At 52.2% G+C, this 21,910-nt stretch carries 26 protein-coding genes; 10 read left to right on the top strand and 16 right to left on the bottom strand.

Going from position 1 to position 21,910, the window contains the following annotated elements; all coding sequences use genetic code 11:
* Positions 1 to 10 precede the first annotated feature (10 nt).
* The 4 genes from glmM to rlmE all read right to left on the bottom strand — a co-directional run bounded on the left by glmM (position 11) and on the right by rlmE (position 4,951).
* On the bottom strand, positions 11 to 1,348 hold the full coding sequence (gene glmM, locus HVZ39_RS02555) for a phosphoglucosamine mutase (RefSeq protein WP_047413953.1): 1,338 nt from the start codon (positions 1,346 to 1,348) through the stop codon (positions 11 to 13).
* Positions 1,341 to 2,189 (bottom strand): dihydropteroate synthase, encoded by an 849-nt coding sequence (gene folP / locus HVZ39_RS02550; RefSeq protein ID WP_047413952.1) that lies wholly within the window; start codon positions 2,187 to 2,189, stop codon positions 1,341 to 1,343. The genes glmM and folP overlap by 8 nt, the downstream gene beginning before the upstream one ends.
* Positions 2,190 to 2,287: 98 nt before the next feature.
* Positions 2,288 to 4,222, bottom strand: a complete 1,935-nt coding sequence (gene ftsH / locus HVZ39_RS02545; protein ID WP_019077783.1) for an ATP-dependent zinc metalloprotease FtsH — start codon at positions 4,220 to 4,222, stop codon at positions 2,288 to 2,290.
* Between the two features lie 99 nt (positions 4,223 to 4,321).
* Positions 4,322 to 4,951: a 23S rRNA (uridine(2552)-2'-O)-methyltransferase RlmE gene (rlmE, locus tag HVZ39_RS02540; protein ID WP_003025015.1), complete on the bottom strand. Its 630-nt coding sequence runs from the start codon at positions 4,949 to 4,951 to the stop codon at positions 4,322 to 4,324.
* Between the two features lie 125 nt (positions 4,952 to 5,076).
* On the opposite strand from rlmE, the gene yhbY reads away from it, so the two are divergent.
* Positions 5,077 to 5,370 carry a ribosome assembly RNA-binding protein YhbY gene (gene yhbY, locus HVZ39_RS02535; RefSeq protein ID WP_003025016.1) on the top strand — a complete coding sequence of 98 codons (294 nt, stop codon included), beginning with the start codon at positions 5,077 to 5,079 and terminating at the stop codon, positions 5,368 to 5,370.
* Between the two features lie 153 nt (positions 5,371 to 5,523).
* Here the strand turns inward: yhbY and greA are convergent, their stop codons facing one another.
* Positions 5,524 to 6,000, bottom strand: a complete 477-nt coding sequence (gene greA / locus HVZ39_RS02530) for a transcription elongation factor GreA (protein WP_016154674.1) — start codon at positions 5,998 to 6,000, stop codon at positions 5,524 to 5,526.
* Between the two features lie 248 nt (positions 6,001 to 6,248).
* Here greA and dacB point away from each other — a divergent pair, with 248 nt between their 5' ends.
* A complete protein-coding gene (gene dacB / locus HVZ39_RS02525) occupies positions 6,249 to 7,682 on the top strand; it encodes a serine-type D-Ala-D-Ala carboxypeptidase (RefSeq protein ID WP_181633190.1) in 1,434 nt (477 codons plus the stop codon).
* Between the two features lie 95 nt (positions 7,683 to 7,777).
* Here the strand turns inward: dacB and cgtA are convergent, their stop codons facing one another.
* The 4 genes from cgtA to rplU all read right to left on the bottom strand — a co-directional run bounded on the left by cgtA (position 7,778) and on the right by rplU (position 10,647).
* Positions 7,778 to 8,950: an Obg family GTPase CgtA gene (gene cgtA, locus HVZ39_RS02520; protein ID WP_016154676.1), complete on the bottom strand. Its 1,173-nt coding sequence runs from the start codon at positions 8,948 to 8,950 to the stop codon at positions 7,778 to 7,780.
* A gap of 15 nt (positions 8,951 to 8,965) precedes the next feature.
* A complete protein-coding gene (locus HVZ39_RS02515; RefSeq protein ID WP_016154677.1) occupies positions 8,966 to 9,931 on the bottom strand; it encodes a DMT family transporter in 966 nt (321 codons plus the stop codon).
* A gap of 127 nt (positions 9,932 to 10,058) precedes the next feature.
* Complete coding sequence (gene rpmA, locus HVZ39_RS02510; protein ID WP_003025030.1) at positions 10,059 to 10,316, bottom strand: 50S ribosomal protein L27; 258 nt, start codon at positions 10,314 to 10,316, stop codon at positions 10,059 to 10,061.
* A 19-nt stretch (positions 10,317 to 10,335) separates the two neighbouring features.
* Entirely contained in the window at positions 10,336 to 10,647 is a 312-nt protein-coding gene (gene rplU, locus HVZ39_RS02505; protein WP_003025032.1) for a 50S ribosomal protein L21, read from the bottom strand.
* 257 nt (positions 10,648 to 10,904) lie between these two features.
* On the opposite strand from rplU, the gene ispB reads away from it, so the two are divergent.
* Both ispB and sfsB read left to right on the top strand, forming a co-directional pair.
* Positions 10,905 to 11,876, top strand: coding sequence for an octaprenyl diphosphate synthase (gene ispB / locus HVZ39_RS02500; protein WP_181633189.1), 972 nt, complete (start codon positions 10,905 to 10,907; stop codon positions 11,874 to 11,876).
* Between the two features lie 221 nt (positions 11,877 to 12,097).
* Positions 12,098 to 12,382 carry a DNA-binding transcriptional regulator SfsB gene (sfsB, locus tag HVZ39_RS02495; RefSeq protein ID WP_016154679.1) on the top strand — a complete coding sequence of 95 codons (285 nt, stop codon included), beginning with the start codon at positions 12,098 to 12,100 and terminating at the stop codon, positions 12,380 to 12,382.
* Between the two features lie 59 nt (positions 12,383 to 12,441).
* On the opposite strand, the gene murA is transcribed toward sfsB, so the two are convergent.
* From murA to mlaF, 7 genes are all read right to left on the bottom strand, one after another.
* A complete protein-coding gene (gene murA / locus HVZ39_RS02490; RefSeq protein ID WP_003839949.1) occupies positions 12,442 to 13,701 on the bottom strand; it encodes a UDP-N-acetylglucosamine 1-carboxyvinyltransferase in 1,260 nt (419 codons plus the stop codon).
* A gap of 53 nt (positions 13,702 to 13,754) precedes the next feature.
* Positions 13,755 to 14,009, bottom strand: a complete 255-nt coding sequence (gene ibaG / locus HVZ39_RS02485) for a BolA family iron metabolism protein IbaG (protein WP_003025040.1) — start codon at positions 14,007 to 14,009, stop codon at positions 13,755 to 13,757.
* A gap of 169 nt (positions 14,010 to 14,178) precedes the next feature.
* On the bottom strand, positions 14,179 to 14,472 hold the full coding sequence (gene mlaB / locus HVZ39_RS02480; protein ID WP_016154680.1) for a lipid asymmetry maintenance protein MlaB: 294 nt from the start codon (positions 14,470 to 14,472) through the stop codon (positions 14,179 to 14,181).
* Positions 14,472 to 15,107, bottom strand: a complete 636-nt coding sequence (mlaC, locus tag HVZ39_RS02475; protein WP_016154681.1) for a phospholipid-binding protein MlaC — start codon at positions 15,105 to 15,107, stop codon at positions 14,472 to 14,474. Before mlaC ends, mlaB begins: the two co-directional genes overlap by 1 nt.
* A gap of 18 nt (positions 15,108 to 15,125) precedes the next feature.
* Positions 15,126 to 15,683: an outer membrane lipid asymmetry maintenance protein MlaD gene (gene mlaD / locus HVZ39_RS02470; RefSeq protein ID WP_016154682.1), complete on the bottom strand. Its 558-nt coding sequence runs from the start codon at positions 15,681 to 15,683 to the stop codon at positions 15,126 to 15,128.
* Between the two features lie 4 nt (positions 15,684 to 15,687).
* Positions 15,688 to 16,470, bottom strand: a complete 783-nt coding sequence (mlaE, locus tag HVZ39_RS02465; protein WP_003025053.1) for a lipid asymmetry maintenance ABC transporter permease subunit MlaE — start codon at positions 16,468 to 16,470, stop codon at positions 15,688 to 15,690.
* A 7-nt stretch (positions 16,471 to 16,477) separates the two neighbouring features.
* A complete protein-coding gene (gene mlaF, locus HVZ39_RS02460) occupies positions 16,478 to 17,290 on the bottom strand; it encodes a phospholipid ABC transporter ATP-binding protein MlaF (RefSeq protein WP_016154683.1) in 813 nt (270 codons plus the stop codon).
* A 214-nt stretch (positions 17,291 to 17,504) separates the two neighbouring features.
* Here mlaF and HVZ39_RS02455 point away from each other — a divergent pair, with 214 nt between their 5' ends.
* Genes HVZ39_RS02455 through lptB form a run of 6 tightly spaced genes read left to right on the top strand, consistent with a single transcriptional unit; the run spans position 17,505 to position 21,890 of the window.
* Positions 17,505 to 18,482 (top strand): calcium/sodium antiporter, encoded by a 978-nt coding sequence (locus tag HVZ39_RS02455; protein ID WP_016154684.1) that lies wholly within the window; start codon positions 17,505 to 17,507, stop codon positions 18,480 to 18,482.
* A gap of 13 nt (positions 18,483 to 18,495) precedes the next feature.
* A complete protein-coding gene (kdsD, locus tag HVZ39_RS02450) occupies positions 18,496 to 19,482 on the top strand; it encodes an arabinose-5-phosphate isomerase KdsD (RefSeq protein ID WP_016154685.1) in 987 nt (328 codons plus the stop codon).
* Between the two features lie 20 nt (positions 19,483 to 19,502).
* On the top strand, positions 19,503 to 20,069 hold the full coding sequence (kdsC, locus tag HVZ39_RS02445) for a 3-deoxy-manno-octulosonate-8-phosphatase KdsC (protein ID WP_046276014.1): 567 nt from the start codon (positions 19,503 to 19,505) through the stop codon (positions 20,067 to 20,069).
* Positions 20,066 to 20,641, top strand: a complete 576-nt coding sequence (lptC, locus tag HVZ39_RS02440) for an LPS export ABC transporter periplasmic protein LptC (protein WP_047358522.1) — start codon at positions 20,066 to 20,068, stop codon at positions 20,639 to 20,641. Before kdsC ends, lptC begins: the two co-directional genes overlap by 4 nt.
* A complete protein-coding gene (gene lptA, locus HVZ39_RS02435; RefSeq protein ID WP_047358523.1) occupies positions 20,610 to 21,158 on the top strand; it encodes a lipopolysaccharide ABC transporter substrate-binding protein LptA in 549 nt (182 codons plus the stop codon). Before lptC ends, lptA begins: the two co-directional genes overlap by 32 nt.
* Positions 21,159 to 21,164: 6 nt before the next feature.
* The gene (lptB, locus tag HVZ39_RS02430; protein ID WP_003025073.1) at positions 21,165 to 21,890 is read left to right on the top strand and encodes an LPS export ABC transporter ATP-binding protein; all 726 of its coding nucleotides are present in this window, start codon (positions 21,165 to 21,167) and stop codon (positions 21,888 to 21,890) included.
* Positions 21,891 to 21,910: the final 20 nt, after the last annotated feature.

The raw sequence follows: 21,910 nt of genomic DNA, 5'->3' as shown, positions 1-21,910 counted from the left end.
TTTTTAGTGATTACACCGCTTTGACGGCATCGGCAATACGGTGAGCGAATTCAGTCACCTGCGCTTCATCTTCACCTTCAACCATCACGCGAATTAACGGTTCTGTACCTGACTTACGCAGCAGAACACGTCCGCGATTGCCCAGTGCAGCTTCAACTTCAGCCATCACCGCTTTCACGTTTTCATGTTCCAGCGGATCGCCGCTACCTGCGGTGTAACGTACGTTAACCAGCAGTTGCGGGAACATTTTCATGCCGCTGCACAGGTCGTGCAAACTCATATGGTTGCGCACCATCGCCGCCAGTACCTGCAGACCTGCAACAATACCGTCACCGGTGGTGGTTTTGTCCAGCAGGATCACATGGCCTGAGTTTTCAGCACCGATACGCCAGCCTTTTTCCTGCATTTTTTCCAGTACGTAGCGGTCGCCGACTTTCGCACGGGCAAACGGAATACCCAACTGTTTCAGCGCCAGCTCGAGGCCCATATTGCTCATCAGCGTGCCTACCGCGCCACCGCGCAGTTGCCCCTGACGCAGGGCTTCACGGGCAATGATGTACATGATCTGATCGCCATCGACCTTATTGCCTTCGTGGTCAACCATAATGACGCGGTCGCCGTCACCATCCAGCGCAATACCCAGATCGGCTTTTTCCGCCATCACGCGCGCCTGCAGGGCGCGGACGTCGGTGGCACCGACTTCTTCATTGATATTCACACCGTTTGGCTCACAGCCAATAGCAATCACGTTTGCGCCCAGCTCACGCAGTACATTTGGCGCAATGTGGTACGTCGCACCATTAGCGCAATCCACCACGATTTTAAGCTCACTCAGACTCAATTCATTCGGGAAGGTGCCTTTGCAAAACTCGATATAACGACCAGCAGCATCAACGATACGGGTAGCTTTACCCAGGTCAGCCGAGTCCACGCAGGTGATCGCTTTTTCCATTTCGGCTTCGATAGCTTCTTCAACCGCATCCGGCAGTTTGGTCCCATCGATGGAGAAGAATTTAATCCCGTTGTCATAGTACGGGTTGTGCGAAGCGGAGATAACAATCCCGGCTTCAGCACGGAAGGCGCGCGTCAGATACGCAATGGCGGGTGTTGGCATTGGGCCCGTGAAAGAAGCCGACAGTCCGGCGGCAGCCAGACCCGCTTCCAGTGCGGACTCCAGCATATAGCCAGAAATACGCGTATCTTTGCCGATAATAATTTTACGTGAACCATGACGTGCCAGCACTTTTCCTGCAGCCCAACCCAGTTTGAGCACAAAGTCAGGGGTAATTGGGGCGTCGCCTACGCGACCACGGATCCCATCGGTGCCAAAATATTTACGATTACTCATAGCGTTTATTTTCCTTTGCAGACAATGTGGCTTCCACCACACGCATCGCTTCTACGGTTTCTTTGACGTCATGGACACGAACGATATGCGCCCCCTGCATTGCCGCAATGACCGCGCACGCAAGGCTCCCGCTCAGGCGTTCGGATGGCCCCACATTCAACAACTGGCCAACCATTGATTTTCGTGACATTCCAACCAGCAATGGCAGATTAAAATGATGAAACTCAGCCAAACGTGCCAGTAATGTGTAGTTGTGAGTGAGATTTTTACCGAATCCGAACCCGGGGTCGAGCAACAATTTATCTTTTGTGATTCCAGCCCGCTCGCAGCGTGCTATTTGTTCAACAAAGTAACGATTTACATCAGCAAAAACATCCTCGTACTTTGGTGCTTCCTGCATGGTTTTCGGCTGACCCTGCATATGCATCAGACAAACCGGTAATCCGGTTTCTGCTGCGGCTTCCAGCGCCCCAGGTTCCGAGAGTGAGCGAATGTCATTGATGATATGTGCGCCGACTCTGGCGCACTCGCGAATCACTTCTGCTTTTGAAGTATCGACCGAAATCCACACTTCAAAACGTTGAGCAATCGCCTCCACCACCGGGATCACTCGCTGCAACTCTTCTTCCACGCTCACATCGGCCGCGCCTGGACGCGTGGATTCACCACCCACATCAATGATAGTCGCCCCGGCGTTAATCATCAGGTTTGCGTGTTTTACCGCCTCAACCAGAGAGTTGTGCGCACCACCATCGGAAAAGGAATCTGGCGTGACGTTCAAAATCCCCATGACGTGTGGATGGCTGAGATCCAGTGAAGACCCCTGAGCAAAGAGTTTCATAGTTTTATCCCTGATAACATCTTGAATATACAAATAAGAAAAACCCCGGGGCAAGCCCCAGGGTTTTAAATTAAAACACGGTCATCATCAACGATAACTTATTTGTCGCCCAGTTGCTCTGACATGGTGCCAGAGTCCGGCGCACGCGGTTCATCAACCGGACGCGGCGCACTCGGCTTGCCGGTGCTGCCAGAGTTGTTGTTAGAAGAACCCGGTTCTTCCCAACCCGCTGGCGGACGTACCTCGCGGCGAGCCATCAGATCATCAATCTGCGGCGCATCGATGGTCTCATATTTCATGAGCGCATCTTTCATCGAGTGCAGAATGTCCATGTTTTCGTTCAGCAGACGACGCGCACGGTCATAGTTACGCTCAATCAGCAGTTTAACTTCCTGATCGATAATACGAGCCGTTTCATCGGACATATGTTTAGCTTTCGCCACAGAACGTCCCAGGAACACTTCGCCTTCTTCTTCAGCGTACAGCAACGGACCGAGTTTCTCGGAGAAGCCCCACTGAGTAACCATGTTACGCGCCAGGTTAGTCGCGACTTTAATATCGTTCGACGCACCGGTAGAAACATGTTCAACACCGTAGATGATCTCTTCGGCCAGACGACCGCCGTACAGCGTGGAGATCTGACTTTCCAGTTTCTGACGACTGGCGCTGATAGCGTCGCCTTCAGGCAGGAAGAAGGTCACACCCAGAGCACGACCGCGCGGGATAATCGTCACTTTGTGCACCGGATCGTGTTCCGGTACCAGGCGACCGATAATCGCGTGGCCTGCTTCGTGATACGCGGTAGATTCTTTCTGCGCTTCCGTCATCACCATGGAGCGACGTTCCGCACCCATCATGATTTTGTCTTTCGCTTTCTCGAATTCAACCATCGATACAACACGCTTGTTGCCACGAGCTGCAAACAGCGCCGCTTCGTTGACCAGGTTAGCCAGATCTGCACCGGAGAAGCCTGGCGTACCACGTGCAATGATTGCCGCATCGATATCCGGAGACAGCGGTACGCGACGCATATGCACTTTCAGGATCTGTTCACGACCGCGGACATCCGGCAGACCAACCACAACCTGACGGTCGAAACGGCCTGGACGCAGCAGCGCAGGGTCAAGAACGTCCGGACGGTTAGTTGCCGCGATAACGATAATGCCTTCGTTACCTTCGAAGCCGTCCATCTCAACCAGCATCTGGTTCAGCGTCTGCTCACGTTCATCGTGACCACCGCCCAGACCTGCACCACGCTGGCGGCCTACGGCGTCGATTTCATCGATGAAGATGATGCACGGTGCCGCTTTCTTGGCTTGTTCGAACATGTCACGCACACGAGATGCACCGACACCCACGAACATTTCCACGAAATCAGAACCGGAAATGGTGAAGAAAGGAACCTTCGCTTCACCTGCGATAGCTTTCGCCAGCAGGGTTTTACCCGTACCCGGAGGACCGACCATCAGGACGCCTTTCGGGATTTTACCGCCCAGCTTCTGGAAACGGCTCGGCTCGCGCAGATACTCAACCAGCTCAGCAACTTCTTCTTTTGCTTCGTCGCAACCAGCAACGTCCGCAAAAGTCGTTTTGATCTGATCTTCCGTCAGCATGCGCGCTTTGCTCTTACCGAACGACATGGCACCTTTGCCACCACCGCCCTGCATTTGACGCATGAAGAAGATCCAGACACCAATCAGCAGCAGCATTGGGAACCAGGAAATGAAGATAGAAGCCAGCAGGCTCGGCTCTTCAGGCGGTTCACCAACAACCTTGACGTTTTTGGTCAGCAGGTTATCAAGCAGCTTCGGATCGTTAACCGGAATGTAGGTCGTGTAACGGTTACTATCTTTCTTGGTAACGTTAATCTCACGTCCGTTGATCTTCGCTTCACGAACCTGGTCCTGATTGACCTCTTGCAGGAAGGTAGAGTAATCAACCTTACGGCCATTAGACTCGCTGGGCCCAAAGCTCTGGAATACTGACATCAGCACAACGGCAATGACCAGCCAGAGAATTAGGTTTTTCGCCATGTCACTCAAGGGATTAACCTCATATTACAACTGTGTTAAAAACAGCGTCAGGATACTCTATATCCAGTTTCTTTCAAACTTTCGTTTGAAATCTACCGGTTATGGTTTACGCCCGGTCGCTACAATATACACTTCACGCGAACGGGCGCGAGAAGAGTCCGGCTTACGAACTTTGACCTTCGTAAACAGGGAGCGAATCTCTCTTAGATACTCATCGAAGCCTTCGCCCTGGAACACCTTCACTACAAAACTACCACCTGGCGCTAATACATCACGAGCCATTCCAAGCGCCAGCTCTACCAGATACATGGCCCGGGGAATATCCACCGCCGGTGTTCCACACATATTTGGCGCCATATCAGACATGACAACTTGTACTTTACTGTCACCTACGCGTTCAAGTAACGCTTTCAGGACTAATTCATCACGAAAGTCGCCCTGAAGGAAGTCCACACCAACGATTGGATCCATAGGTAAAAGATCGCAAGCGATAATGCGGCCAGTGTTGCCGATCTGCGTAACCGCATATTGCGACCAGCCACCGGGTGCAGCACCGAGATCAACAATCGTCATCCCCGGTTTAAAAATTTTGTCACTTTGCTGTATTTCATCAAGTTTAAACCAGGCACGGGAACGTAACCCCTTTTTCTGCGCCTGCTGAACATATTTATCGCTAAAGTGTTCCTGAAGCCAGCGACTCGAGCTGGCAGAACGCTTTTTACCTGTCATTTCACATTCCCAAAGGGCAGTTCATCGTAACCAATGGTGTAAATTTCTACACAGCTATTTGGCGATATATGGGAGATGGCGGTAGAATGACCCGTTTTCAATCCCAACGTAAGCAAAAATATACGATGAATCTGAGTACTAAACAAAAACAGCACCTGAAAGGTCTGGCACATCCGCTCAAGCCTGTAGTTATGCTTGGCAACAATGGTTTGACCGAAGGGGTACTGGCCGAGATTGAACAAGCGTTAGAGCACCATGAACTTATCAAGGTGAAAATCGCCTCGGAAGATCGCGATACTAAAACCTTGATCGTGGAAGCTATCGTACGCGAAACCGGCGCCTGCAATGTACAGGTCATCGGTAAAACGCTGGTACTGTATCGCCCGACTAAAGAACGTAAAATCTCGCTGCCACGCTAAGAATATCCCAAAGTTGCACACGAAGTTTGTGTAAAACGCGGGATTTTCCGCTAGCAGGAGAGCAAAATGCCACGCTCTCTTCGTTGATAAAAGGCCGCTATGCGGCCTTTTTCCTTTCTTTACAATGTATCAACATCTTAACCAAGATGCGAATTACAGGTATTCTACCTTCGTTACTTCATATTCAACTTCACCGCCCGGCGTTTTAATAACCACCACGTCATCCTGCTCTTTACCGATCAAGCCACGAGCAATAGGCGAGTTCACCGAAATCAGGTTCTGTTTAAAATCGGCTTCATCATCGCCGACAATACGCCAGGTCTGCTCTTCGTCGTTATCGAGATTCAGCACGGTAACCGTCGCGCCGAAAACTACGCGACCATTGTTCGGCATTTTTGTGACGTCGATAACCTGCGCGTTGGACAGTTTAGCTTCGATATCTTTAATGCGCCCTTCGCAGAAACCCTGCTGTTCGCGCGCCGCGTGATACTCTGCATTTTCTTTCAGGTCGCCATGCTCGCGCGCATCTGCGATAGCGGCAATGATTTCAGGACGGCGCACCGATTTCAGAAAATCCAGCTCTTCGCGCAGTTTTTCAGCACCACGTAAGGTCATTGGGATAGCTTGCATTTGTTATACCTCTTGAACATTCCTGTAGGGGGCGGCTGCTCTCACCCCGGCTGCTAAGCCCACTCTGGCATACGCCATGCCAGAGTCAGAAGCAAAAAAATACCGACCCGGGGCTCAGGGTCCCAGGTCAGCTACAATTCTCTATTTGATGATCATTTTACCCTGGAGTTCCCTATGGGTCATCGTTTACTTTTTGGGGCGTTGCGCCGTAGTATGACGGCCTGTTTCCAGGTTGTTAGCGCGAGATTATGCGATTTTCCAGATTTACCATTGGATTGACTGCCAGTATAGCGTTCAGCGTTCAGGCTGCGAACGTCGACGAGTATATCAATCAGCTCCCTGCCGGGGCCAACCTCGCCCTTATGGTACAGAAGGTTGGCACACCTGCTCCTGCTATTGATTACCATAGCCAGCAGATGGCGCTGCCGGCCAGTACACAGAAAGTGATCACCGCGCTGGCGGCATTGATTCAGCTCGGGCCTGACTTTCGTTTTACCACCACGCTTGAGACTAAAGGCAACGTGGAAGGCGGCGTTTTGAAAGGTGACTTAGTGGCGCGATTTGGTGCCGATCCGACGCTAAAACGTCAGGATATTCGCAATATGGTGGCAACCCTGAAAAAATCAGGCGTGACGCAAATTGCCGGAAATGTCTTGATCGACACCTCCATTTTCGCCAGCCATGATAAAGCACCTGGTTGGCCCTGGAACGACATGACGCAGTGTTTTAGCGCACCGCCCGCGGCAGCCATTGTCGATCGTAACTGTTTCTCGATTTCACTCTATAGCGCGCAAAAACCTAACGATCTCGCCTTTATCCGCGTGGCATCTTACTACCCGGTCACCATGTTCAGTCAGGTGCGTACTCTCGCTCGTGGCTCTGCCGAAGCGCAATATTGTGAACTGGACGTGGTTCCAGGCGATCTCAACCGCTTTACGTTGACCGGATGTCTGCCCCAACGAGCCGATCCGCTGCCGCTGGCATTCGCTATTCAGGACGGCGCCAGCTATGCCGGGGCGATTATCAAAGATGAGCTAAAACAAGCCGGTATCACTTACAACGGGACTCTGCTGCGCCAGACGCTGGTCAACGAGCCGGGGACCGTGGTAGCCAGTAAGCAGTCGGCGCCGCTGCACGACCTGCTTAAGATTATGCTGAAAAAATCGGACAACATGATTGCTGATACCGTTTTCCGTATGATTGGCCATGCACGATTTAACGTGCCAGGTACCTGGCGAGCAGGTTCTGATGCCGTACGCCAGATTCTGCGTCAGCAAGCGGGTATTGATATCGGCAACACCATTATTGCCGACGGTTCTGGTCTCTCGCGCCATAACCTGATTGCCCCAGCGACCATGATGCAGGTGCTGCAGTATATCGCTCAGCACGATAACGAGCTGAACTTTATCACCATGCTGCCGCTGGCAGGCCATGACGGCTCTTTGCAATACCGTGCGGGTCTGCATCAGGCTGGCGTAGATGGCAAAGTATCGGCGAAGACAGGCTCACTGCAGGGGGTCTATAACCTGGCAGGCTTCATCACCACGGCAAGCGGTCAGCGCATGGCATTTGTGCAGTATCTGTCTGGTTATGCGGTAGAGCCAGCTGATCAGCGTAATCGCCGTATTCCACTGGTCCGCTTCGAAAGCCGGTTATACAAGGATATTTATCAGAATAACTGAGTATGTTTGCCGGATGGCAGCGCTAACGCACCTAATCCGGCCTTCTGAAACCTGGAAACAAAACCCCGGCAACATGGCCGGGGTTTTTAATGTGATTAACGCTTGTAGATGAACTCAACGCCTTCTTCGTCGTCTTCGTCCCAATCGTCATCCCAATCATCTTCTGCTTCGTCTTCGACTTCAGCGAGCTGCTGGCGGTGATAATCATCCCACATGAACTCGACTTTCTCTGGCTGTTTCGCTTCTTCAGCCTGAACAATCGGGTTCTCGATGATAAATGTCATCACATCCCAGCAGAGATCCTTCACGCCCAACTGGCTGGCGGCGGAGATCAGGTAATATTTACCTTCCCAGCCTAACGCTTCGGCGATCGCTTTCGCTTTCTCTTCCGCTTCAGCCTTGTCCAGCAAATCAATTTTGTTGAACACTAACCAACGCGGTTTAGACGCCAGATCCTGGCTGTATTTTTCAAGCTCGCCAATTATGATACGGGCATTTTCAACCGGATCGGAACCGTCAATCGGATCGATATCAATGAGGTGTAGCAGTACGCGGCAGCGTTCCAGGTGTTTCAGGAAGCGGATACCCAAGCCTGCGCCTTCAGCCGCGCCTTCAATCAGACCCGGAATGTCGGCAACCACGAAGCTCTTTTCGTTGTCCATACGCACCACACCCAGGCTCGGAACCAGGGTGGTGAACGGATAGTCAGCGACTTTCGGCTTCGCCGCGGACACCGCACGGATAAACGTCGATTTACCGGCGTTTGGCATGCCCAGCATCCCCACGTCCGCCAGCAGCATCAGCTCCAGCATCAGATCGCGTTTATCGCCCGGTGTACCCATCGTTTTCTGACGCGGAGTACGGTTGACCGAGGATTTGAAACGGGTGTTGCCCAGACCGTGCCAGCCGCCTTTAGCGACCATCAGACGCTGACCGTGTTTGGTCATGTCGCCCATGGTTTCGCCCGTGCCCTGATCGATTACACGCGTACCTACAGGCACTTTAATCGTGACATCTTTACCACGCTTGCCGGTGCAATCACGGCTCGCGCCATTCTGTCCACGTTCCGCACGGAATGATTTTTCAAAACGGTAATCGATCAGCGTGTTCAGGTTTTCGTCGGCTTCCAGCCAAACGTCACCACCGTCACCACCGTCTCCACCGTCCGGACCGCCTTTTGGGATGTACTTTTCGCGGCGGAAGCTGACGCAACCATTACCGCCATCACCTGCAACGACCAGAATCGATGCTTCATCAACAAACTTCATTTTACTCTCCGTAAATCATTCGCCTGAGCGGGGCTGCGAAACCACCGTTTCATGCTTACGTAAACCGCCCCAAATTCGATGACCAATGGCGGAATACATCGCGCCCGCAACCACGATAAACGCACCGAGATAACCTAATAGGTTTAGCATCGGTCTGGCGAAGAAATCGGGCCAGGCCAGTGATAATAAATCTGAAAATAACAACGTAAACAGCGGAGTGAGCGTAATAATGGCGCTCACCTGTGCCGCCTGCCAACGCGCCATCGCTTCCGCGAGAGCACCGTATCCTACCAGCGTATTCAGGCCGCAGAATACAAGGCATGCCAACTGCCAGTCACTGAGCTGCGTGATGACACCGGGTTTAGCCAACGGCAACAACGCAATCGTACATAAAGTGTACAGTAAAAACAGGATCTGCGGTGATGCCAGGCGGCGCAATAACACCTTTTGCGCGACCCCATAGCTCACCCAGACCATCGCCGCACCAACACCAAAGATAACGCCCCAGGTGTAATCGGTGAGTCGGGTAAAAATTTCGATCAGACTGGTATTAAAAAACAGAACCAGGCCGCTCAGAAGCATAATGGCGCCAATCACCTGCGTACCGCGCATCTTTTCTTTCAGGATAAAGACGCTGGCAATCATCATACCAACCGGTGACAGCTGACCGATAACCTGCGAAGCCGTTGGGCTCAAATATTGCAAGGATGAACTAAACAGAATGAAGTTACCGAACAACCCACCGGTAGCGATAGCCAACAGGATCAGCCAACGCGCTTTGCGAAAAATACGCAACGGAGGGAGCTTTTTTTTAACCGCAAGAATAGCGCCAAGGCCAATGCTTGCCATTAAAAAACGGTAGAACACCACGGTAGGAGGCTCCATCACCTCCAGCACTTGCTTCATCGCTATTGGCAAAGCGCCCCAACATACTGCCGTTGTGAGTGCTAACAGAATACCAATACCTGCCTGCTGCTTCATGCCGTATTCCCTGCAAGGGCTCGTTTCCGGGTTATCACGGCGCGACGAGCGTATTTACCGGCCGTCGAATGTAAAAAGCCCCGCAACGTGTTGCGGGGCTTTTATCCGTTACCGGGACGCGAAAAACTTATTCAGCAACGATGCTGATGAATTTACGGTTTTTCGGGCCTTTCACTTCAAATTTCACTTTACCGTCTGCTTTAGCAAACAGAGTGTGGTCTTTGCCGCAACCAACGTTGGAACCAGCGTGGAATTTAGTACCACGTTGACGAACGATGATGCTACCAGCCAGAACTGTTTCACCGCCGAAGCGTTTTACGCCCAGACGTTTAGCTTCTGAATCGCGACCGTTACGAGTCGAGCCGCCAGCCTTTTTATGTGCCATTTAATCTGCTCCCCTTAACTTAAGCGCTGATGCCAGTGATTTTTACATCAGTGAACCACTGACGATGGCCCTGCTGCTTACGGTAGTGTTTACGACGACGAAACTTAACAATTTTAACTTTCTCGCCACGACCGTGAGCAACAACTTCAGCTTTGATAACGCCGCCATCAACGAAAGGAACGCCGATTTTGACTTCTTCACCGTTTGCGATCATCAGAACTTCTGCGAATTCAACAGATTCGCCAGTTGCGATGTCCAGCTTTTCCAGGCGAACGGTCTGACCTTCGCTTACTCGGTGTTGTTTACCACCACTTTGGAAAACCGCGTACATAAAAAACTCCGCTTCCGCGCACACCTTTTTGATGATTCAGAGTGCGCTATAAATATTCACAATAGGGCGCGAATATTACGCAAAACGCGAGCCTTTGACAAGTGCTACGTCAATACATGAAGAAAAAAAACACAACACGTACGGTAACGTTTATCTATGGCGTTTTTTCAGTACAATCAGCATATATTTATAACCCTAAACCCGACGTTACCTTCCGATACAGTGAGGTAATCGGGGCGAGAAGCCCGGCTTTTGCGATGAATTTAGAAAAAATCAATGAGTTAACCGCGCAAGATATGGCGGGGGTCAATGCGACAATCCTTGAACAGCTCGATTCCGACGTGCAGCTGATCAATCAACTGGGGTACTACATCGTTAGCGGCGGCGGAAAACGCATTCGCCCAATGATCGCCGTACTCGCCGCGCGTGCAGTTGGCTACCAGGAAAATGCGCACGTTACGATTGCAGCCCTCATCGAGTTTATCCACACCGCGACCCTGTTGCACGACGATGTTGTGGATGAGTCCGACATGCGCCGCGGAAAAGCCACGGCGAATGCGGCGTTTGGCAATGCGGCCAGCGTGCTGGTCGGCGATTTTATCTATACCCGCGCTTTTCAGATGATGACCAGCCTCGGTTCGCTGAAAGTGCTGGAAGTCATGTCGAAAGCGGTCAACGTCATCGCCGAAGGTGAAGTCTTGCAGTTGATGAACGTCAACGACCCGGACATCACTGAAGAAAACTATATGCGCGTTATCTACAGTAAGACTGCGCGTTTGTTTGAAGCGGCTGCCCAATGCTCTGGCATTCTGGCTGGTTGCAGCGAAGAACAAGAGAAAGGGTTGCAGGATTATGGCCGTTATCTCGGTACTGCTTTCCAGTTAATTGACGATTTGCTGGATTACAACGCGGATGGTGAGCAACTGGGTAAAAACGTCGGTGATGACCTCAACGAGGGCAAACCAACGCTGCCGCTGCTGCATGCCATGCGCCACGGCACCCCTGAACAAGCACAAATGATCCGCCAAGCTATTGAGCAGGGTAATGGCCGTCACCTTCTGGAGCCTGTTCTGGAAGCGATGAACGCCTGTGGTTCCCTGGAGTGGACTCGCCAACGTGCAGAAGAAGAGGCTGATAAGGCCATCGCTGCTCTGCAGGTACTGCCTGATACGCCGTGGAGAGAAGCGCTGATTGGTCTGGCGCATATCGCCGTACAGCGCGACCGTTAATACCCTGCGGCATCTTTCATCATCCCGTGCCCTGCACGGGATGCTTTTATAAATTCCAATAAATACTTCCCCCTCTCCAGCAATTTTCGCATAAATTTGGCATATTCTGAATATACTCACACTTTACATGAACATTTTAGAACATTCGTTCTCCGGGCGTTATAGTATCTCCACAACCGATCGTGGAACCATAAGTCGATAACCAAAGGAGAGATGAGTTTATGGAAAACAAGCTGATTGACTGGCATCCGGCCGATATCATCGCCGGACTGCGCAAGAAAGGGACCTCTATGGCCGCTGAATCACGTAAAAATGGATTAAGCTCATCAACGCTGGCCAATGCGTTAACACGCCCATGGCCAAAAGGTGAGTTGATTATCGCCCGATCGTTGGGAACCGACCCGTGGGTGATTTGGCCGTCACGCTATCACGATGCAAAAACACATGAGTTTATCGACAGAACGCGGATGATGAGGGGACGCAAAGAGAAACAGAATCCTGAATGAACACTGATGAGTAGTAACCCCCGGCTCATAGAACTGGGGGTTATAAGAGACGTAGACGATTACTCGCCTTTCACGCGCTCAATGTTTGCGCCCAGCGCGCGCAGTTTATCTTCGATGCGCTCATAGCCGCGATCGATGTGATAAATGCGATCGACTACCGTCGTACCTTCAGCAATACACCCTGCCAGCACGAGGCTTGCAGATGCGCGCAAATCGGTCGCCATAACCTGTGCTCCGGAGAGCGTTTCCACGCCGTGGCAAATCACGGTATTGCTTTCGATTTCTGCGTGAGCGCCCATACGGCTCAGCTCAGGCACGTGCATAAAGCGGTTCTCAAACACGGTTTCCGTGATGAAGCCCGTACCTTCTGCCACCAGGTTCAGCAACGTGAACTGGGCCTGCATATCGGTAGGGAACGCCGGGTGCGGTGCCGTGCGCACATTGACCGCTTTCGGACGTTTACCGTGCATGTCCAGGCTGATCCAGTCGTCACCGACTTCGATATCCGCTCCCGCATCACGCAGCTTCGCCAGAACGGCATCCAGCGTGTCAGGTTGTGCATTGCGGCAGATAATTTTGCCGCGAGAAATTGCCGCTGCGACCAGGAAAGTACCGGTTTCGATGCGGTCAGGCAGAACGCGATACACACCGCCGCCGAGGCGCTCAACGCCTTCGATAGTAATACGATCGGTACCCTGGCCTGTGATTTTTGCGCCCAGCGCAATCAGGAAGTTCGCGGTATCCACGATCTCCGGCTCACGCGCGGCGTTTTCGATGATGGTAGTGCCTTCGGCAAGCGTTGCTGCGCACATGATAGTGACCGTCGCGCCGACGCTCACTTTGTCCATGACGATATGCGCGCCTTTCAGGCGGCCATCAACGGACGCTTTCACATAGCCTTCTTCAAGCTTAATAGTCGCGCCTAACTGCTCCAGACCAGTAATGTGCAGGTCAACCGGACGTGCGCCGATGGTGCAGCCGCCCGGCAGTGAAACCTGGCCCTGGCCAAAGCGGGCAACCAGCGGCCCAAGCGCCCAGATGGATGCACGCATGGTTTTGACCAGATCGTACGGCGCACAGAAGACGTTCACGTCACGTGCATCAATGTGCACAGAACCATTACGCTCAACTTTCGCCCCCAACTGGCTCAGCAGCTTCATTGAGGTGTCAACATCCTTCAGTTTCGGGACGTTCTGGATCTCTACAGGTTCTTCAGCCAGCAGCGCCGCAAACAGGATCGGCAGCGCGGCGTTTTTAGCGCCTGAAATTGTGACTTCGCCCTGGAGCTTGGTTGGCCCCTGAACACGAAATTTATCCATTATTCTGTTCTCTGTTAAGAATTTATCTTCGCTACCGGCATATCACCCGTAGCTCAAAAACCGTTAAGTTTGCGATCGCGCGCCCATTCCGCTGGAGTAAACGCCTTAATCGACACGGCATGAATGCGGTTGTCCGCAATGTACTCCATCAACGGGCCATAGACCGATTGCTGTTTCTTGACCCGGCTCATGCCTTCAAACATCTCACCCACGGCAATAACCTGAAAGTGACTGCCGTCGCCAGAAACGTGGACTTCCTGGAGGGAGAGTGCATTCATCAGCACGCTCTGAATTTCATTATTTTCCATGGGCTCTTCATTCGTCAGATAGTGAAAACAGCCCAACATCTTAGAGCAAAGTGGCGCTGTCATAAATAAGCAAAAAGCCCCGCTGATAAATCAGACAAGGCTTTAGTGGCAGATCCCCCGCAGAGGATTTGCCGGATGGCGGCACAAGACCTTATCCGGCTTACAAAAATTAACGCGGAAGAACGTCGTCAGGCAAATTGTAAAGCTGCGCCAGCGTGTACACTTTATCGTTAACGCCAGCGAGCGAAACGCTGTTCCCCTGCTGCTTGCCCTCATTAATCAGGTGCAGCAGTAATGCCAGACCACCGGTATCCACCCGGGAAATCTGGTTCAGGTCGATGCAGGATACCCCTTTCATCGCCTCAACTCGCGCATCCCATAATGGGTTTAACACGTCCTGATCCAGCTCTCCCACCAGCACCAGCTTGTCGCCTTCACGCATCCAGGTGAGTGACTGCGTCATTATTTTTTCTCTTCCAGCGTGATTTTCTGCTGAGAAATAGATTTCAGCTGTGCCGTCAGGCCATCAATACCTTTCGTACGCAGCAGGTCGCTCCACTCATTCTGTTTGGTGGTGATCATACTTACGCCTTCAGCAATCATGTCATACGCCTGCCAGTTACCCGTCTGGGAATTTTTACGCCACTGGAAATCCAGACGTACCGGAGGACGACCGTTTGGATCGATGATGGTTACGCGGATAGGCACGATGGTCGCATCACCCAGCGGCTGCTCAGGGGCAATCTGATAGGTCTGGCCGTGGTACATCGCCAGCGCCTGACCGTAAGCCTGCTTCAGATATTCACGGAATGCGGCGAAATAGGCGTCACGCTGAGCCGGTGTCGCATCTTTGTAGTAGCGGCCCAGTACCAGTGCGCCTGCATACTTAACTTGCACGTAAGGCAGCAGTTCCTGATCGACCACCTGACGCAGGTAATCCGGGTTGGAACGGATTTTAGGTTGCTCGTTCTTCAGACGGTCAAACGTCTTCTGCGCCGCCTCATCCATCAGTTTGTACGGGTTCGTCTGGTCCGCTGCGGTTGCCGCGCTAAGTGGAGCAATCACCAGCATAGCCACCATCATCAATCGTTTAAACATACGTCGATTCTCCTGAGATTATTTCGTTGCGCCCGCAGGCGTAGTGGCTTCATTATTGCCTTCAGTTGCGGCTGGCGCATCGCCAGAATTCTTATTGTCATCACCTTTACTGTTGCTGTTGTAAAGGAACTGACCAATCATATCTTCCAGCACCATCGCAGATTTCGTGTCCTGAATCGTACCGCCATCTTTGAGGATAGACGTTCCCAGCTCAGGATCTTCAAAACCTACGTTCAATGCCAGATACTGTTCGCCCAACAGACCGGAAGTACGGATGCTCAGAGAACTGGTGTCAGGAATATGGTTAAAACGCGATTCAATTTCCAGCGTCACGCGCGGCAGGTACGTTTTCTGATCTAACGAGATGTCCGATACGCGTCCTACCACGACCCCGCCAATCCGCACCGGAGAGCGCTCTCTCAGACCGCCGATATTATCAAAGGTCGCATAAATCGTATAAGTCGGTTCAGTACGCATTGAGGTGACGTTCGCCGCCTTCAGGCAGACAAACAGCGCGGCCAGCAGCGCAACCAGCAGGAATAACCCGACCCAAATTTCATTTTTTTTCGTTTGCATGAACTCAATTCCCAAACATCAGTGCGGTCAGCACAAAATCCAGCCCCAGAACGGCAAGAGAGGCGTGCACTACGGTGCGTGTCGTTGCCCGGCTAATCCCGGCAGAGGTCGGGATAGCATCATAACCATTGAACAATGCAATCCAGGTGACCGTAATGGCAAACACCACGCTCTTAATCAGGCAGTTGACCAGATCCAGACGCCAGTCGACGGCATTTTGCATAGCCGACCAGAAAAAGCCTGCATCAATACCTTTCCAGCTTACGCCAACCAACGACCCACCCCAGATCCCCACCGCGACAAATATAATCGTCAGCAGCGGCAATGAAATGACACCGGCCCAAAAACGTGGGGAGATCACTCGGCGCAGTGGATCGACGGCCATCATTTCCAGGCTGGAAAGCTGCTCGGTCGCCCGCATCAGGCCAATCTCTGCGGTTAAGGCCGATCCGGCCCGCCCGGCAAACAACAGCGCCGCAACCACCGGCCCCAGCTCACGTAGCAATGACAGCGCCACCAGCATACCGAGGCTGGTTTCCGCACTGTAGGTCGTCAGCACCAGGTATCCCTGCAACCCCAGCACCATGCCGATGAACACGCCAGAAACAATAATGATCAGCATCGATAAGACACCGACATTATAGAGCTGGCGTATCAGCAGCGGCGCATGTTTGCGAAACTCCGGCTTGCCGACAACTGCATTGAACAACATTAATCCGGCTCGCCCGAACGTCCTGAGGGTTTTTATTCCCCGATGTCCGAGTGATGCCAGCGCATTTAACAACATGGGTAGCTTAACTCCCTGTTTTGAGTAAATCGATGTGGTAGTCGCCCGCCGGGTAACGGAACGGAACCGGTCCATCGGCAATGCCATCGAGGAACTGACGCACACGCGGATCGGCATTTTCTTGCAGCGCCTGAGCACTACCGTAGGCCACTATTTTTTTGTCCGCCATAATATAGGCGTAATCCGCAATACTCAGCACTTCTGGCACATCATGGGAAACCACCACGCAGGTGACGCCCAGTGCGCTGTTCAGTTCAGAAATCAGCTTCACCAGCACGCCCATGGTGATGGGATCCTGGCCGACAAACGGCTCATCAAACATAATAAGGTCTGGCTCCAGCGCGATAGCACGTGCTAACGCGGCACGACGCGCCATCCCACCGGATAATTCAGAAGGCATTAATTTTGCCGCGCCCCGCAGGCCAACGGCCTCGAGCTTCATCATTACCGTGCTTTTCAGCAGCGGCGCAGGCAGCGTTGTATGCTCGCGCAACGGGTATGCTACGTTGTCAAACACATTCATATCAGTAAACAGCGCACCAGACTGGAATAGCATGCTCATGCGCTTACGCACGGTAAATAAACGCGAACGGGACATGGCCGGGACATTTTCGCCGTCAAACAGGATCTCGCCCTTATCCGGGGAGATTTGTCCGCCGATCAGACGCAACAGCGTCGTTTTGCCGATGCCTGATGGCCCCATGATCGCCGTCACCTTACCACGCGGCACCGTCAGGGAAATATTATCAAAAATGCAGCGGTCGCCTCGGGAAAAGCTGACATCGCGCATATCGATTAGATTCGCCACAGACTGACCCATTGATTCATCCTTTACTATTGCCTCGTTGATCGAAGAGTTTGGCGCTCAATTTAGCCCTGAACCCAACATATTTACAGATTATTACCTGTCCTGGTTAGCGAAAGCTGGCATTTGTTTTACTTTTTAGCCGCATAAAGTCAAAATTAAGAATTCGTGACGGCTTCCAGAAATCCTTCAAGTGGACCGGCGAGTATACCTGAAGAAAGGACTTTAGATGCTTTTAGCGACGGCGCTGTTAATAATTGGTTTACTTCTGGTGGTCTACGGTGCCGACCGACTGGTATTTGCCGCATCCATTTTATGTCGAAACTTCGGTATTCCCCCCATTATCATCGGGATGACCGTGGTCAGCATTGGTACATCGTTACCCGAGATAATTGTCTCCGTTGCCGCATCGATGAACGGGCAGCTTGATTTAGCCGTCGGTACCGCCATCGGCTCTAACATTACCAACATTCTGCTTATTTTAGGCCTGTCGGCGCTGATTCATCCTTTTACCGTGCATTCTGATGTTCTGCGTCGTGAATTACCGCTAATGTTGCTGGTAAGCATCTTAGCCGCATCGGTCCTGTATGACGGGCAATTGAGTCGCAGCGATGGTTTCTTTCTTCTGCTTCTGGCCGTGCTATGGCTGTTATTCATTGTTAAAATCGCCCGTCTGGCTGAGCGACAAGGTAACGACAGCCTGACCCGCGAGCAGATCGCGGAACTGCCACGCGAAGGCGGGTTACCGGTCGCATTTTTGTGGTTGGGTATTGCGCTAATTATTATGCCAATGGCAACGCGTATGGTGGTAGATAACGCAACCGTACTGGCGAACTACTTCGCCATGAGCGAACTCACCATCGGGCTGACTGTGGTCGCCATTGGTACCAGCCTGCCGGAGCTGGCAACGGCAATTGCGGGTCTGCGTAAAGGTGAAAACGATATTGCCGTCGGCAACATCATCGGCGCGAACATTTTTAATATTGTTATCGTCCTCGGACTGCCGGCGCTGATTACGCCGGGTGAAGTCAATCCGATGGCCTTCACCCGTGACTATAGCGTCATGCTGCTGGTGAGCGTAATTTTTGCACTACTCTGCTGGCGACGTCCGCGCCAGATTGGTCGCGGCGCGGGTGCGCTGCTGACCGGCGGTTTTATCATATGGCTGGCGATGCTGTATTGGTTATCGCCACTTCTCGTTGGATAACTGGAAACGCATTATGTCGCACTTAGAGTTGCAACCGGGTTTTGACTTTCAGCAAGCAGGCAAGGAAGTCCTGGCAATTGAACGTGAAGGCCTGGCGGAGCTTGATCAGTACATCAACCAAAATTTTACTCTCGCCTGCGAGAAAATATTCAGTTGCCCGGGCAAAGTTGTAGTGATGGGGATGGGGAAATCCGGACATATCGGGCGGAAAATGGCGGCCACATTTGCCAGCACCGGCACCCCCTCATTTTTCGTGCATCCAGGCGAAGCCGCACATGGCGATCTGGGCATGGTCTCGCCGCAGGATGTAGTCATCGCCATCTCTAACTCCGGTGAATCCAATGAGATAGCGGCGTTAATCCCGGTGTTAAAACGTCTTCATGTACCGCTTATCTGCATGACCGGTCGTCCGGAAAGCAGCATGGCGCGTGCGGCAGATGTGCATCTGTGTGTTAAAGTGCCCAAGGAAGCTTGCCCGTTAGGCCTGGCGCCGACCAGCAGCACGACCGCAACGCTGGTGATGGGCGATGCGCTAGCCGTGGCATTATTAAAAGCGCGTGGCTTTACCGCGGAAGATTTTGCGTTATCTCATCCCGGTGGCGCACTAGGCCGTAAGCTTTTACTGCGCGTTAACGATATTATGCATACGGGCGATGAGATCCCGCATGTGACTAAAAGCGCCAGCCTGCGTGACGCCTTACTTGAGATCACGCGTAAAAATCTCGGCATGACCGTCATTTGCGATGATGACATGAAGATTGACGGTATTTTCACCGATGGCGATTTACGTCGCGTCTTCGATATGGGCGTTGATGTTCGCCAGTTAGGCATTGCCGATGTGATGACCCCTGGCGGCATTCGCGTGCGTCCGGGCATTCTTGCCGTCGATGCCCTGAACTTAATGCAGTCCCGCCATATCACCTCGGTAATGGTTGCTGATGGCGACCGGTTACTTGGTGTGTTACATATGCATGATCTGCTGCGTGCAGGTGTAGTGTAAGAAACTCAAGGATAAAGAAAATGAGTAAAGCAGGTGCGTCGCTTGCGACCTGTTATGGACCCGTCAGCACAGACGTTATCACCCGGGCAGAGAACATCCGTTTGCTGATCCTGGATGTGGATGGCGTACTGTCTGATGGTCTGATTTATATGGGCAACAACGGTGAAGAGCTGAAGGCTTTTAACGTCCGCGATGGTTACGGAATTCGCTGTGCGCTCACTTCCGGTATCGAGGTTGCCATTATTACCGGACGAAAGGCTAAACTTGTAGAAGATCGCTGTGCCACATTGGGGATCACGCATTTGTATCAGGGGCAGTCAGACAAACTGGTCGCCTTTAACGATCTCCTTAGCAAACTGGCGATCGCTCCTGAAAATGTTGCGTACGTTGGCGATGATCTGATCGACTGGCCGGTGATGGCACAAGTGGGATTAAGCGTGGCGGTGGCGGATGCTCATCCTTTGCTGATCCCGCGGGCCGATTATGTCACCCGCATCGATGGGGGACGCGGCGCGGTACGTGAAGTCTGCGATTTATTACTCCTGGCGCAGGGCAAACTGGACGAGGCCAAAGGGCAATCGATATGAGCAAAACCAGACGTTGGGTTATCATTCTACTGTCGCTGGCTGTCCTTGTGATGATTGGTATTAATCTGGCAGACAAAGACGACACCGCTGAGGTCGTCGTAAATAACAACGAGCCAACCTATAAGAGCGAACATACTGATACCGTTGTGTATAGTCCCGAAGGCGCACTGAGCTATCACTTGATCGCGCAAAACGTTGAATATTATTCGGAACAAGCGGTTTCGTGGTTTACTCAACCGGTATTAACCACATTTGATAAGGATAAAGTACCGACCTGGACGATCAAGGCTGATAAAGCAAAATTGACCAACGATCGGATGCTATATCTGTACGGCCATGTTGAGGTCAACGCCCTGGTGCCCGACTCTCAACTACGCAGAATGACGACCGATAACGCACAGATTAACCTGGTGACACAAGACGTCACTTCCGATGATCTCGTCACGTTATATGGCACAACATTTAACTCCAGCGGACTGAAGATGCGCGGCAACTTACGCAGCAAGAACGCCGAGCTGATTGAAAAGGTTAGAACCTCATATGAAATCCAAAACAAACAAACTCAGCCTTAATCTTGTGCTTGCCAGCTCACTTCTGGCCGCCAGCATCCCGGCATTCGCCGTCACCGGCGATACCGAGCAGCCGATTCACATTGAGTCGGACCAGCAGTCTCTTGATATGCAAGGCAACGTGGTGACCTTTACTGGCAATGTGATTGTGACTCAGGGCACCATCAAAATTAACGCCGATAAAGTCGTCGTAACCCGCCCTGGCGGTGAAGACGGTAAAGAAGTCATTGATGGCTACGGTAATCCTGCAACCTTTTACCAGATGCAGGACAACGGTAAACCGGTTAAAGGCCACGCCTCACACATGCATTATGAACTGGCGAAAGACTTCGTCGTTCTCACCGGTAAGGCTTACCTGGAACAGCTCGATAGCAACATCACAGGCGATAAGATCACCTATCTGGTGAAAGAGCAGAAAATGCAGGCCTTCAGCGATAAAGGCAAACGCGTCACCACCGTTCTGGTACCGTCGCAGTTGCAGGACAAAAACAAGGCTCCGGCAGAGAAAAAAGGTAACTGATTCGTTATGGCAACATTAACTGCAAAGAACCTTGCAAAAGCCTATAAGGGCCGCCGTGTGGTGGAAGATGTCAGTCTGACCGTCAACTCCGGGGAGATCGTCGGTCTGCTCGGTCCTAACGGTGCGGGCAAGACAACGACCTTTTACATGGTGGTCGGCATTGTCCCACGTGATGCGGGCAACATTATCATTGATGACGAAGACATCAGCCTGCTGCCTTTGCATGCGCGCGCGCGTCGCGGCATCGGCTACTTGCCGCAGGAAGCGTCTATTTTCCGTCGCCTGAGCGTGTTTGATAACCTGATGGCGGTGCTGCAAATTCGTGACGATCTTACCAGCGAGCAGCGGGAAGATCGCGCCAACGAGCTGATGGAAGAGTTCCACATCGAACACCTGCGTGACAGCATGGGACAGTCGCTCTCCGGTGGTGAACGACGCCGCGTGGAGATCGCCCGCGCACTGGCCGCGAATCCGAAATTTATCCTGCTGGATGAACCGTTTGCTGGTGTTGACCCGATTTCCGTTATTGATATCAAACGGATCATCGAACATCTGCGCGACAGCGGGCTTGGGGTGCTGATTACCGACCATAACGTTCGCGAAACGCTGGCAGTGTGTGAGCGCGCCTACATCGTGAGTCAGGGCCACCTGATCGCGCATGGCACGCCAACAGAAATACTGCAGGATGAGCACGTTAAACGCGTATACCTTGGGGAAGACTTCAGACTCTGATAGGGTAGAAGACTTCACGT

The sequence above is a fragment of the Citrobacter sp. RHB35-C21 genome (genome assembly GCF_013816515.1).
Classification (GTDB): domain Bacteria; phylum Pseudomonadota; class Gammaproteobacteria; order Enterobacterales; family Enterobacteriaceae; genus Citrobacter; species Citrobacter braakii.
The sequence above is the reverse complement of the archived record's forward strand: the minus strand, read 5'-3'. Positions and strand labels throughout refer to the sequence as shown.